Origin of the sequence: Aeromonas sp. 600886 (genome assembly GCF_049174935.1) — a bacterium.
Taxonomy (GTDB): Bacteria; Pseudomonadota; Gammaproteobacteria; order Enterobacterales; family Aeromonadaceae; genus Aeromonas; species Aeromonas veronii_A.
The window spans coordinates 41,313-53,288 of the sequence record NZ_JAAKUB010000018.1; the positions used below are offsets into that span (position 1 = coordinate 41,313).

At 60.1% G+C, this 11,976-nt stretch carries 13 protein-coding genes; 5 read left to right on the forward strand and 8 right to left on the reverse strand.

The window, feature by feature from the left end:
• The first annotated feature begins 20 nt into the window (after positions 1-20).
• Entirely contained in the window at positions 21-317 is a 297-nt protein-coding gene (locus G5179_RS14340) for a hypothetical protein (protein WP_421206314.1), read from the forward strand.
• Between the two features lie 66 nt (positions 318-383).
• On the opposite strand, the gene rmuC is transcribed toward G5179_RS14340, so the two are convergent.
• Together rmuC and G5179_RS14350 are read right to left on the reverse strand one after the other, a co-directional pair.
• On the reverse strand, positions 384-1,724 hold the full coding sequence (rmuC, locus tag G5179_RS14345) for a DNA recombination protein RmuC (RefSeq protein WP_236095644.1): 1,341 nt from the start codon (positions 1,722-1,724) through the stop codon (positions 384-386).
• Positions 1,721-1,936 carry a hypothetical protein gene (locus G5179_RS14350; RefSeq protein ID WP_033114762.1) on the reverse strand — a complete coding sequence of 72 codons (216 nt, stop codon included), beginning with the start codon at positions 1,934-1,936 and terminating at the stop codon, positions 1,721-1,723. The genes rmuC and G5179_RS14350 overlap by 4 nt, the downstream gene beginning before the upstream one ends.
• 140 nt (positions 1,937-2,076) lie before the next feature.
• Here G5179_RS14350 and G5179_RS14355 point away from each other — a divergent pair, with 140 nt between their 5' ends.
• The gene (locus tag G5179_RS14355; RefSeq protein WP_216952305.1) at positions 2,077-2,598 is read left to right on the forward strand and encodes a ferredoxin-type protein NapF; all 522 of its coding nucleotides are present in this window, start codon (positions 2,077-2,079) and stop codon (positions 2,596-2,598) included.
• A gap of 53 nt (positions 2,599-2,651) precedes the next feature.
• Here G5179_RS14355 and G5179_RS14360 read toward each other — a convergent pair whose 3' ends face one another.
• The 6 genes from G5179_RS14360 to G5179_RS14385 form a co-directional block, all read right to left on the reverse strand.
• Entirely contained in the window at positions 2,652-3,104 is a 453-nt protein-coding gene (locus G5179_RS14360; RefSeq protein ID WP_033114760.1) for an Rrf2 family transcriptional regulator, read from the reverse strand.
• Between the two features lie 333 nt (positions 3,105-3,437).
• Positions 3,438-4,277, reverse strand: a complete 840-nt coding sequence (locus tag G5179_RS14365) for a PfkB family carbohydrate kinase (RefSeq protein ID WP_421258594.1) — start codon at positions 4,275-4,277, stop codon at positions 3,438-3,440.
• A 106-nt stretch (positions 4,278-4,383) separates the two neighbouring features.
• Positions 4,384-5,355 carry a LysR substrate-binding domain-containing protein gene (locus G5179_RS14370; RefSeq protein WP_033114758.1) on the reverse strand — a complete coding sequence of 324 codons (972 nt, stop codon included), beginning with the start codon at positions 5,353-5,355 and terminating at the stop codon, positions 4,384-4,386.
• 155 nt (positions 5,356-5,510) lie between these two features.
• Positions 5,511-6,239, reverse strand: a complete 729-nt coding sequence (locus tag G5179_RS14375; protein WP_216952309.1) for a glutamine amidotransferase-related protein — start codon at positions 6,237-6,239, stop codon at positions 5,511-5,513.
• 86 nt (positions 6,240-6,325) lie between these two features.
• On the reverse strand, positions 6,326-7,822 hold the full coding sequence (locus G5179_RS14380) for a CoA-acylating methylmalonate-semialdehyde dehydrogenase (protein WP_421206309.1): 1,497 nt from the start codon (positions 7,820-7,822) through the stop codon (positions 6,326-6,328).
• 81 nt (positions 7,823-7,903) lie between these two features.
• Complete coding sequence (locus G5179_RS14385; RefSeq protein WP_216952313.1) at positions 7,904-9,235, reverse strand: aspartate aminotransferase family protein; 1,332 nt, start codon at positions 9,233-9,235, stop codon at positions 7,904-7,906.
• A 186-nt stretch (positions 9,236-9,421) separates the two neighbouring features.
• Here G5179_RS14385 and G5179_RS14390 point away from each other — a divergent pair, with 186 nt between their 5' ends.
• From G5179_RS14390 to G5179_RS14400, 3 genes are all read left to right on the forward strand, one after another.
• Positions 9,422-9,964 carry a cupin domain-containing protein gene (locus G5179_RS14390; protein WP_042012327.1) on the forward strand — a complete coding sequence of 181 codons (543 nt, stop codon included), beginning with the start codon at positions 9,422-9,424 and terminating at the stop codon, positions 9,962-9,964.
• Positions 9,965-10,089: 125 nt separating this feature from the next.
• Positions 10,090-11,586, forward strand: coding sequence for an aldehyde dehydrogenase (locus G5179_RS14395; protein WP_421258595.1), 1,497 nt, complete (start codon positions 10,090-10,092; stop codon positions 11,584-11,586).
• 125 nt (positions 11,587-11,711) lie between these two features.
• Complete coding sequence (locus G5179_RS14400; protein WP_005341999.1) at positions 11,712-11,882, forward strand: hypothetical protein; 171 nt, start codon at positions 11,712-11,714, stop codon at positions 11,880-11,882.
• The last annotated feature ends 94 nt before the right edge of the window (positions 11,883-11,976 follow it).

An 11,976-nucleotide genomic window follows, 5' to 3' on the forward strand; every position in this document is an offset into this window, starting at 1 on the left:
TCTTACAAAGAGGGTTTTTGATGGATATTACACCAGATATTGTTGGGCACTTCCGCGCTTCGTTTTTCGGTCAATTCGGTAAGGAAGATACATACCCTACCGAGAAAGTTATCTTCGCCTTGCAAGAAGCGAGCTATGAGACAGGGGGTAGCCGTTGGGGGGAATATGGATCGCAGACATTAAAACAACGAGGGATGTTTTATCTCGCAGCTCATATATTGACTCAACCAACCAGTGCAGTTCTAAAAACAACCAGCTTTGGCCAGCAATACCAAAAACTCAGAAGACGAGTGGGAATGGGAGCCATCGCCTGTTAACAAAGTTAAATGGCAAAAGGCCCAAACCGGGGTTGGACCTTTTGCGGATGGCGATGCAGGGAAAAACTACTCCCGCTCCTTGTCGCGTTCCAGCGCGCGCTCAACTAGCGGCTCGGGTAGGCTCTTTGTTACCTCCACCCCCAGCTCGCGGAAACGCTCGACCTGCGCAATCAGGTTGCCACGGCCGTTGACCAGCCGTCCCATCGCCTTGTCGTAGCTCTCCTGCGCCTTGTGCAGGCTGCCGCCCATCTGCTGCATCTCCTCGACAAACAGCCGCAGCTTCTCGTAGAGGCGACCGGCCCGTTCGGCAATCTGGCGGGCATTCTGGTTCTGCCGCTCGTAGCGCCACAGGTTTTCGATGGTACGCAGAGCCACCATGAGATTGGTGGGGCTCACCAGCAGGATATTGTTGTCGAGACCGTAACGCACCAGCGAGGGATCGGCCTCCATCGCGGTGAGGAAGGCGGGCTCCACCGCCACGAACATCAGCACATAGTCGAGGGTGCGCACCCCGGGCAACTGCTGATAATCCTTGCGGCCCAGCTCGCGGATGTGGTTGCGCACCGAGGCGACGTGCTCCTTGAGCGCCACAGCCTTCTCCAGCTCGTCCCCGGCGTTATACCAGCGCTCGTAGGCGGTCAGCGACACCTTGGCGTCGATGATGATGTCTTTTTCCTGCGGCAGGTGGACAATCACATCGGGCTGGTAGCGCTTGCCCTTCTCCACCTCGATATTGACCTGGGTGTGGTACTCGTGGCCCTCGCGCAGGCCGCATTCGCTGAGGATCCGCGCCAACACCACTTCCCCCCAATTGCCCTGTTGCTTGCTGTCGCCCTTGAGGGCGCGGGTCAGGGCCGCAGCCTCTTCGGTCATACGAGCATTGAGCTCGGCGAGGCGCTCCAGCTCGAACTTGAGGCTGTGGCGCTGGGCCGTCTCCTGGGCGTGGGTCTCCCCCACCTGACGACGAAAGCCCTCGAGCTGCTCCTTGAGTGGCGTGAGCAGCAGATCGAGGCTGCTTTGGTTGAGTTCACGGAAGTTGCCGGAGTTTTGCTCGAAGATCCGGTTGGCAAGGTTCTCGAACTGCTGGCTGAGGCGCTGCTCCGCCTCCTGTTGCAGTTGCAGCTTCTCGGCGGCAGCCAGCCGCTCGCTGCGCAGGGTCGCTTCCGCATCCTTGAGTCGGGCGGTGAGTTTGATGAGCAGGGTCTGCTGCTGATCCAGCTTCTGCTGGCCCTGCATGCGCTCATCCTGCAACTCGTCGAAGCGATCCTGCAACGCTTGATGCCGCTCCTGCGCCAGCATCAGCTCCTGAGCCTGTGCCGTGGCGGCCCGTCGCCCGATCAGCCAGCCAAGCCCGAGGGCCAGCACGGCGGCTGGCAGCAGGATGACCCAGAGCCCGGGCTCGATCATTTACGGCTCCGCTGGCGCAGGAAGAGTTCGAGATAGCGGTTGGCCAGCAGCCAGAGCAGCACGTAGATGAGGTAGGCGGCGAGCACCACCCACTTGTGGCTGTTAACCCCGGTATCGAGCTCGACGAACTCGATGCCCTTGATGCGGCAGTAGCCCCACATCAGCAGGGGAAAGATATAGAGCAGGGACGAACGCCAGAGAAAAAGCCACATATGTTTTCATTCAACCACGTAAAAAGACCCGCCTAGCTTACACAAGGGCAACTGCGCTTGCGATCCTGACGGCCGCTATTCTCTGGCCTGCTTCCCGAAACTTCGATAAAATTAACCCCTAATAGGTATCAGGGGCGAGCATGACTCACTATTTCCTCCGTTGGCTGACACAAGGTTGGCAAGCTTCCCGCAAGCCCGCAGTGGTTTGCCATGAAGCGCGCCCGCCATGGGCCATCGAGGAGTCCCAGTACCTCTCCCTCTGCAGCCGCTGTGGCGAGTGTTTCAAGGCCTGCCCGCGCGGTCTGCTCAAACCGGCCACCCAGGAGGAGTACGAGGGGAGCCCCATCGCCGGTACGCCGGTACTCGATCTCGCCTGTGGCCAGTGCAGCTACTGCGGCAGCTGCGCCAGAGCCTGTCCCACCGGCGCCCTCGACCTGCAGCTGGGTCGTCAGGTGCAGACCCGGGTGCAGATTGAAGAGAGCTGTCAGGCACGGCAGGGCTTCTACTGCCTGCTCTGTGAAGATGCCTGTCCCCAGCAGGCAATCAAGGCCACAGCCGATGGCATCAACGTCAACATGGATGCCTGCAATGGCTGCGGCGCCTGCGGCCTCGCCTGTCTGCACGGCGCCATCACCCTGATCCGCCAGCCGGGCAATCGCTGACAAACAAAAGGGGCCATCAGGCCCCTTCTATATCTGTTCTTGCTTCCTGCCCATCAGGCCATCGCCAGAATTGACTCCTGCTCGATGCCCAGCAGATGGCAGAGACGGTTCGGATCGCGCACCGCATCGGCCAGGGTGTACTCACCCAGCACTTCGAGGAAGGCGTTCATGGCGCGGCGCAAAATGCCCTGAATGCGGCAGCCACCGGAGAGACGGCAGTTCTCGCGCTTGCAGTCGACCGGACAGAGCACGTGCTCCATATCCATCACCACATCGCGCAGGTTGATGGAGACCGCGGAGCGACCGAGGCGGATACCGCCATGCTTGCCACGTACCGTCTCGATGTACCCCTTGATGCCGAGCTGGTGCACTATCTTGACCACGTGGTTGCGAGAGATGCCGAAGGTATCGGCCACTTCGGTAATGGTCGACAGGCGATCGCCCGGCTGCACCGCCAGGAAGGTCAGGGTACGCAGGGCGTAGTCGGTAAATCGTGTCAGTTGCATGGTCGCACTTGCCTCTTACTACAAGCCAGGAATCAGGACGACAACATTGAGCTAAGAGGCAGGAGACAACCGGTTTGCCTCTGTTCGCCATTGGTTCGCCAGAGGAGGGGCCTGTCTCTTAATCTGAGTTGCGGAGTGACAAGGTTAAGAGCAGCACAACCGGGTGTCGATGAAGATGCACATAAATCGACACTTTCTTTGATTGATCGCAAACTTGCCGGGTTAGCCCGGCGTTTACCTCCATTCTGGCGGCTAAATTTCCCGAAATTCCTCACCGCCGCACCCAACAGACAAGAGGGGAAATCTCCCTTCGAACAGTGAATAAACGGGGCGTCAGTGCGGCGGTTTCAGCCAGTTTTTCAGCGCGACCGATGGGATGGAGCTCTCGGAGGCGACGGCAAACGCCCCCCAGTCCACCGCGCACTGTAGCGCATCCTTGATCGCCATGCCGCGCGCCAGGCCATGGATCAATCCGCCAGCGAAAGCATCCCCTGCTCCCGTGGTATCGACCACCGAGACTGGCCGCGCGGCGACCCTAATCTGCTCGTCGCCATGGATGGCCACCGCCCCCGCCTTCCCTTCGGTCAACACAAGCCATTCAAGCTGCTCACCCGCCAACTGGCGGGCATGTTGCCAGGGGTCACTTACCTCGCCGAGATCGGAGCGGGAGGCCACCAGCACATGGCAGGGACGGCGCGCTTGGCCGCCCTTGGGATACTGGGCCACCACGAAGCTCTTGCCGAGCATCTGGCGCATGTAGCTGATGATGGCGGTGCCGGGATAGTTCACGTAGAGGCAGTCGATCCCCTCCTGTGGCAGATCACCGGGCAGATCGGGACGACGGGGACGGCGAAGTATGGTGCGCTCGCCGGTGGAGTCCACCAGGATCAGCAACTCGCCGGTCTCGCCGCCAAAGCGCTCCACATGGCTGCAATCCAGCCCGTAACCGGCCGCCTGCTCCAGCAGCCAGTCGCCGGTCTCGTCCAGCCCGATGCGTGAGGCAATGGTCACCTCGTGACCCGCCCACACCAGCCCGATGCCGGTATTGGCGGCACCACCTCCCAGCCTGCGTCCCTGATCCACGTATTGCAGCCGGGCCCCCGCCACCAGCGGTTCGGAGAGGGAGAGCACATGATCACAGTTGAGATTGGCAAGCAGCAGAATACGTGACATAGAGACCTCGGACGATGGAGATAGCCCAAAAGAGACAGGCTGAACCCCGAGTAGAGCCCAGCCTGACTGAAGAGACAACCGTAAGCGATCGGTAATCCGATCGGGATCAATAGATGGGCAGTTCCACCCCGGCCAGCAGCTCGTCGATGCGTGCCTGGGTCGGTTGTTGCATCACGCTCTGGATCACCTCCTTGGTGAGGTGAGGCGAGAAAGAGCTGATGAAGTCATACATGTAGTTCTGCAGCAGAATGCTCTTGCTGAAGCAGATTTGGGCCGGACAGGGCTTGAACAGGTGCTCCAGATTGATGGAGACCAGCCCGGGGCTGTCGGTGTCGTTGGCCACCAGCGAGGAGATGATGCCGATGCCAAAGCCCAGCTCCACATAGCGCTTGATCACTCCGGCATCCATTACCGTCATGTAGTAGCTCGGGGTCAGCCCCGCCGCCTGAAACACCTCATCCTGCACCTGCCGACCGGTGGCACCGCTCTCGTAACTGAGGATGGGGTAGTGGCAGAGCTGCTCCAGGGTCGGCTTCTTCACCTTGGCCAGCGGGTGATCCTGCGGCACCACCAGCGAGAGGGTCCAGAGGTAGGCGGGCAGCGCGATCAGCTCCTTGTCGAAGCCAATTTCGTGGGCAACGATGGAAAAATCGGAGTAACCCTTGCTGATCTGCTCCTTGCTCGCCGACATCACCGGATGGAGGTGGAACGAGATTTTGGGGTACTTCTTGGTGAAGTAGGTAACCGACTTGGGCAGCAGATAGCGGGCGATAGTGTGGGTAGTGTGAATGTTGAGGGTGCCCACGGTCGGATCCAGATACTCACGGGAGATCGCCTTTATCTTGCTCTCGATGTTGAGCATCGCCTCGGCACACTTGATGATCTCCTCGCCCACCGGGGTGATGCGGTGCAGATGCTTGCCACGGCGCTCGAAGATCCGCACTCCCAGCTCGCTCTCCAGCAGGCCGATCTGCTTGCTGACCCCGGGCTGGCTGGTATAGAGCGCATCGGACGCCACCGAGACGTTGAGGTTGTGGTCCCGGATCGCGATCAAGTACTTCAATTGCTGTAGTTTCAAGGCTTCACCCTCTCAAGCTGGTGCGGCGATCACGCCAGACAAACAGGCCGCCACAAAGGGCGGCCAGTGTATCATCCGATCCCGACATCGCAGCGCTTGATCCTTCATTTTGCTACAAAATCTAGCACCCGAAGGGGGTCGCTGACAAACCGGGCTCAGGCTGCGCCGGCCCGCAGCGGCAGGATCCCCAAAAACTGCAGCAACCACTGCATCATGGTGGTCGAATCCACCTCTCCCTCCAGCGAGGAGAGGCTGCTCTGGTAACGCTCGTCGGGTAACAGGCCTCGGCGCCGCTCGATCAGCGCCCGGTTGTACTCCACCGAAAATTCCGGATGTCCCTGAATGGCAACTATGTTGTTCCCCTGCAGGAACATGAAGTTGGGGCAAAAATCGTTGCCCGCCAGCCGGGTCGCTCCGGGGGGCAGCAGGGCCACCTGATCCTGATGACTGGCCAGAATACGGATCTGATCACGAGACGGCGCCATCCAAGGCTCATCAGCCAACATGGGGTGCACCGACACTCCCAGCCCCCACCCCTTGGTAGACTTCACCACCTCGCCCCCCAGCGCCTGGGCGATCACCTGATGACCAAAACAAATCCCGGCCAGCTTGACGTCGGCATCATGGGCCCGACGGATCCAGCCACGCAACGCCTTGATCCAAGGGATATCGCTATAGGCATCGTGGCGCGAGCCGGTGATGAGCCAGGCATCGCACTCGTGCAGATCCTCCGGCAGCTCCCCATCGATGGCTGACCAGACCCGAAACTCCAGCTCGGGTGCCAGCGGCTGAAACCCCCTGATAAACATCTCGGAGTAGACGGGGCCAAAACGATCCGCCAGATCGGGATCCAGCCGGTCACAATCGAGAATTCCCAATCGCATCTGTTGCTCCTTTACAGAAGTGCCCCCGCAGACCAGCGATCTGCGGGGGCAAGAGAATTAAATCATGGTGGTGAGCCCTGGGCTCATCACTTCATGGTTGGCATGGAGAATTCGGCACCACTGCGCAGGCTCTGGGGCCAGCGCGCCGTCACCGTCTTCATCCGGGTATAAAAGCGAACCCCATCCGGCCCGTGCATGTTGAGCGGCCCGAAGATGGAGCGCTTCCAGCCGCCAAAGCTGTGAAACGCCATCGGCACCGGAATGGGAACGTTCACCCCTACCATACCGACCTGTACCCGCGCCGTGAAGTCCCGCGCGGTGTCGCCGTCGCAGGTAAAGATGGCGGTGCCATTGCCGTACTCATGTTCATTGATGAGTCGCAGCGCCGTCTCGTAGTCCGGCACCCGCACGATGGAGAGCACGGGGCCGAAGATCTCCTCGCGATAGATGCGCATCTCGGGGGTCACCTCGTCAAACAGGCAGCCACCGATAAAGTAACCCTCGTCGTGGCTCAGCGTGCGACCATCGACTCGCAGCGCGGCCCCTTCGGCCACCCCCTGATCCACATAACCGCGCACCTTGGCCAGATGCTCCTTGCTGATAAGCGGCCCCATCTCGTTTTCCGGGCTCTGGCCCAGCCCCGGGCCCACCCGCAGCTTCTCAACGAGCGGTTTCAGTTTGGCTACCAAGGCATCGGCGGTCTCGTCACCCACTACCACGGCTACCGAAATGGCCATGCAGCGCTCGCCCGCGGCCCCATAAGCGGCCCCCATCAGGGCAGAGACCGCCTGATCGAGATCCGCATCCGGCATCACCACCATGTGATTCTTGGCGCCGCCCAACGCCTGCACCCGTTTGCCGTGGGCCGAGGCGGTGGCATAGATGTACTGGGCGATGGGGGTGGAACCGACAAACGACACGGCACCTACTCGCGGGTCGGTCAGCAGCACATCCACCACCTCCTTGTCACCGTTCACCACGTTGAGCACGCCGTCCGGCAGACCGGCCTCCTTGAGCAGCTCGGCCATCCGCAGCGAGAGAGAGGGATCCTTCTCGGAGGGTTTGAGAATGAAGGTGTTGCCGCAGGCGATGGCGACCGGGAACATCCAGAGCGGCACCATGGCCGGGAAGTTGAACGGGGTGATGCCGGCGCAGACCCCGACCGGCTGCATCATGGAGTAGCTGTCTACCCCACGGCCGACGTTGAGGGAGTGCTCCCCCTTGAGCAGATGGGGAATGCCGCAGGCAAACTCCACCACCTCCAGCCCTCGGGTCAACTCACCCTGCGCATCGGAGAAGACCTTGCCGTGTTCGCGGCTGATGAGCTGGGCAAGCTCGTCCCTGTGCTGCTCCATCAACTCTTTGAAGCGGAAAAAGACCCGAGCCCGCACCAGCGGCGGGGTTTGCGACCAGTCGGCAAAGGCACGCTCGGCGATGGCGATCGCCTCCTGACACTCGGCGGCGCTGGAAAGCCCGACGCTCCCCTGCTGCTTGCCGCAGGCTGGGTTGAAGATGGCGCCCTGGCGCTCGCTACGACTCTCCTGCGGCTGGCCGTTGATGAAGTTGCTGACCCTGTATGTCATGTATCCTCCGTGATAATTGATGTGGTGATTGCGCTGAACAAGACAACGCAAGGCCCCGCCAGCGCGGGACCATCAAATGGGTTAGGGTTGTGCCTGCAGGGCATCCTGCAGCAGGGTGAAGAGATCATCGATCTGGCTGCGTTCGATGATGAGGGGTGGCGACAGGGCGATGATGTCGCCGGTCACCCTGATCAGCGCCCCCTTCTCGAAGCAGCGGACAAACACCTCATAGGCGCGCTTGCCCGGCGCATCCGGCATGGATTCAAGTTCGATACCGGCCACCAGCCCGTAGTTGCGCACATCCTTCACATGCTTGCAGCCCTTCAGCGAATGGGCCGCCTCCTCCCAGTAGCCCGCCAGATCCGCGGCTCGGCTAAGCAGGTTCTCGTTGCGATAGATCTCGAGGGTCGCCAGACCCGCAGCAGCAGCCACCGGATGACCGGAATAGGTGTAGCCGTGGAACAGCTCGATAGCCCCCTTACCTGCCGCCATCATGTCGTCATAAATATGCTTTTGCACCAGCACAGCTCCCATGGGGATAGCGCCGTTGGTGAGCCCCTTGGCGCAGGTGATCATGTCGGGGATGACATCGAACTCCTGTGCGGCAAAGGGGGAGCCAAGACGACCGAAACCGGTGATCACCTCGTCAAAAATCAGCAGGATGCCGTGTTTGGTACAGATCTCCCGCAGCCGCTTGAGATAGCCTTTGGGCGGCATAAGCACGCCGGTACTGCCAGCGATGGGCTCGACGATCACCGCCGCGATATTGCTGGCATCGTGCAGAAAGACGATCTTTTCCAGCTCGTCGGCCAGCGCCACATCCTCCTCAGGCAACCCTTTGGTGAAGGCATTTTTGGCGATGTTGAGGGTATGGGGCAAATGATCCACCCCGGTCAGCAGGGAGCCAAACCACTTGCGATTGCCAGGAATGCCCCCCACCGAGATGCCGCCAAAGCCAACCCCGTGATAACCCCGCTCGCGACCAATCAGCCGGGTGCGGGTGCCCTGACCGCGAGCCCGCTGCCAGGCCAGTGCGATTTTGAGCGCGGTATCAACCGACTCTGAGCCGGAGTTGGTATAGAAGACATGGCCAAAGCCCTGGGGAGCGATCTCCACCAGCCGGTTGGCCAGCTCGAACGGCAACGGGTGGCCCATCTGGAAAGTGGGGGCGAAATCGAGGTGGGAAATCTGCTGGGAGACCGCCTCGGCAATCTCGCGCCGACCATGGCCCGCGTTGCAACACCAGAGTCCGGCAGTGCCATCCAGTATCTTGCGGCCATCCTCTGAGTGATAATACATCCCCTCCGCCGACTTCAGGATGCGCGGCGCCGCCTTGAACTGCTGGTTGGCGGTGAACGGCATCCAGAAGGCGGACATGTCGGAGGGAGTATTGATGTCGCTGATCGGTTTCATGGTCACCTCATCCTTAAGGTGTTTAGCAACTATTGGCCATTGCCTATTAAATTAAACACCTGAATCCATAAAAAAGGGCTCATTATCGCCCTGTCTGATGCCACCCCTAGCTAGATGACTCTACAGGGTGGTATAAGATATTTAACACAAATTTAATAATAGTAAACAGTCAAGGAGTGTCTATCGATGGATATCGGTCACCGTCTCAAGGCGGTTCGCACCAAGGCGGCCCTCTCCCAGCGCGAGCTGGCCAAACGCTCGGGCGTGACCAACGGATTCATCTCCCAGATCGAAAAGAATCAGGTGAGCCCGTCAGTTGCCTCCCTGCGCAAGGTGCTGGAAGGGATCCCCATGTCACTGGCCAGCTTCTTTACTGACGAGACCGAAATGGACTCCGAAGTGATCTTTCGCGCCGCCGATATGCCGGATCTCGGCACTCACCCCATTAGCTACCGGCTGGTGGGCCACAGCCGTGCCAACCGTGCCATCGGCATGTTGCAGGAGGTGCTGCCACCGGGCGCCGACACTGGCGACGACATGCTGAGCCACGAGGGTGAAGAGTGCGGCATCGTCATCAAGGGCGAGGTTGAAGTGACCGTGGGTGAGCAGATCTACCTGCTGACACCGGGGGACGGCTACTACTTCGACAGCCGCACTCCTCACCGTTTTCGCAATGTGGGCGAGCAGGAGTGCGTATTGATTTCGGCCAATACCCCCGCCAGTTTCTAACAGGGTGATAAGGGGCCAGCCAGCCGCCAATGTTTAATGAATTGTTACAAAATGGATTTACAAGTGGCAGGATGTTTAGCATATTGATACGCGGACAATGACTTTTGCCGGTTCAAGGAGTGAACATGAGTGACCTGACCCTGGCCCAGTGGCAACACAAGGCCGCCCATCTGACCCTGCCCTCACAAGCCTTTATCAACGGTAGCTATCGGGATGCCGTCAATGGTGCCACCTTCGACTGTATCAACCCGGCCAACGGCAAGCTGCTGACCAAGGTAGCAGCCTGCGATGTCGCCGATGCCGAGCTGGCGGTACAGGCCGCGCGTGATGCCTTCAACGACAAGCGCTGGAGCGGCCTGCCGCCGAAACAGCGCAAGCTGATCATGCAGCGCTTCGCCGAACTGATGCGTCTCAATAAGGTGGAGCTGGCACTGCTGGAGTCGCTGGACATGGGCAAACCCATCGGCGATGCCATGGGCTACGATGCCCCTGCCGCCGCCAACTGCATCGCCTGGAACGCCGAAGCGATCGACAAGATCTACGATCAAGTCGCGCCGGTCGAGGAATCCGCCCTGGCGCTGGTGACCCGGGAACCGCTCGGGGTCGTTGCCGCCATCGTGCCGTGGAACTTCCCGCTGGTGATGGCCTGCTGGAAGCTGGGGCCGGCGCTCGCTACCGGCAACTCGGTCATTCTCAAACCTTCCGAAAAGTCCCCCCTGACCGCCTTGCGTATCGCAGGTCTGGCCAAGGAGGCAGGCATTCCTGACGGCGTGTTCAACGTACTCCCGGGCTTTGGCCATACCGTGGGCGAGGCGCTGGCCATGCACATGGATGTGGATTGCATCACCTTCACCGGATCCACCAAAATCGGCAAGCATCTGGTGGAGTGCTCCGGCAAGTCGAACCTCAAGCGCGCCTTTATGGAGTGCGGCGGCAAGAGCCCCAACATCATACTGGCGGATGCGCCGGACCTGGACGCCGCGGCCAAGAGCGCCGCTGGCGCCATCTTCTACAACCAGGGCGAGGTGTGTACCGCCGCCTCTCGCCTGCTGGTGCAAAACAGCATCAAGCCGCAATTTATGGAGCGACTGCTGGCCCATGCCCGCGAGTGGATCTCAGCCAACCCGCTCGACCCTGCGACCCGCATCGGCGCCATGGTGGATCACATCCAGATGGAGCAGGTGCTGCGCTATGTCGAGATTGGCAAGCAGGAGGGAGCCAAGCTACTGCTGGGAGGCAAACGCACCAATCTTGAGAGCGGCGGCTTCTATATCGAGCCCACCATCTTCGACGAGGTGACACCCGAGATGCGGATCTTCCGCGAGGAGATTTTCGGCCCTGTGCTGGCAGTGACCGGTTTCGACACGCTCGAAGAGGCCATTGCTCTGGGCAACGACACCGACTACGGGCTGGCGGCGGCGATCTGGACCGCGGATCTCAACAAGGCGGTGAAGGGTTCCCGCGCCCTGCGTGCTGGCACCGTATTCGTCAACAACTGGGATGGCGGCGACATGACCATGCCGTTTGGTGGCTTCAAACAGTCTGGTAACGGTCGTGACAAGTCGCTGCACGCGCTGGAGAAGTACACCGAGCTGAAAAGTACCTGGATCCAGCTCGAATAAAGGTATATATAGCCATCATCATCAGCAATGGGGGAGAAATCCCCCCTTTTGCATTTTGGTCTTCCATCAGGCGGCACAATCGATATAATCATCAAATAAGCAAACCATTAAATATAAAGACAAAAATGCTATTTTTTCTGGGAAGCGTACTTTTTCTGGTGATCGGGTTGCCCCTGCTGTTTTTCGTGCTGGGGCACGGCGAGGCCTACGTGACCTGGGGCCCCTGGATCTCCGCCATCGCCCTGATGTTGTGGCTGTTGATGGACGTCGACAAGATCCGTCGCGGTAAAGGCTGACCTGCCAGCCACACTCCTCCTATCCCTCAAACTTCGTTTATTCGCTTCTTTCCCCGCAAAAGGATCGCTACACTGATTTTTTGCGATGTTTTCC

What these genes read in the sequence shown, in the direction of transcription:
- G5179_RS14340 (WP_421206314.1), top strand. Translation starts at nt 21, where the DNA reads ATGGATATTACACCAGATATTGTTGGGCACTTCCGCGCTTCGTTTTTC.
- G5179_RS14365 (WP_421258594.1), bottom strand. Translation starts at nt 4,277, where the DNA reads ATGTCACGTATTCTGCTGCTTGCCAATCTCAACTGTGATCATGTGCTC.
- G5179_RS14385 (WP_216952313.1), bottom strand. Translation starts at nt 9,235, where the DNA reads ATGAAACCGATCAGCGACATCAATACTCCCTCCGACATGTCCGCCTTC.
- G5179_RS14360 (WP_033114760.1), bottom strand. Translation starts at nt 3,104, where the DNA reads ATGCAACTGACACGATTTACCGACTACGCCCTGCGTACCCTGACCTTC.
- G5179_RS14375 (WP_216952309.1), bottom strand. Translation starts at nt 6,239, where the DNA reads ATGCGATTGGGAATTCTCGATTGTGACCGGCTGGATCCCGATCTGGCG.
- G5179_RS14395 (WP_421258595.1), top strand. Translation starts at nt 10,090, where the DNA reads ATGAGTGACCTGACCCTGGCCCAGTGGCAACACAAGGCCGCCCATCTG.
- rmuC (WP_236095644.1), bottom strand. Translation starts at nt 1,724, where the DNA reads ATGATCGAGCCCGGGCTCTGGGTCATCCTGCTGCCAGCCGCCGTGCTG.
- G5179_RS14350 (WP_033114762.1), bottom strand. Translation starts at nt 1,936, where the DNA reads ATGTGGCTTTTTCTCTGGCGTTCGTCCCTGCTCTATATCTTTCCCCTG.
- G5179_RS14400 (WP_005341999.1), top strand. Translation starts at nt 11,712, where the DNA reads ATGCTATTTTTTCTGGGAAGCGTACTTTTTCTGGTGATCGGGTTGCCC.
- G5179_RS14380 (WP_421206309.1), bottom strand. Translation starts at nt 7,822, where the DNA reads ATGACATACAGGGTCAGCAACTTCATCAACGGCCAGCCGCAGGAGAGT.
- G5179_RS14390 (WP_042012327.1), top strand. Translation starts at nt 9,422, where the DNA reads ATGGATATCGGTCACCGTCTCAAGGCGGTTCGCACCAAGGCGGCCCTC.
- G5179_RS14355 (WP_216952305.1), top strand. Translation starts at nt 2,077, where the DNA reads ATGACTCACTATTTCCTCCGTTGGCTGACACAAGGTTGGCAAGCTTCC.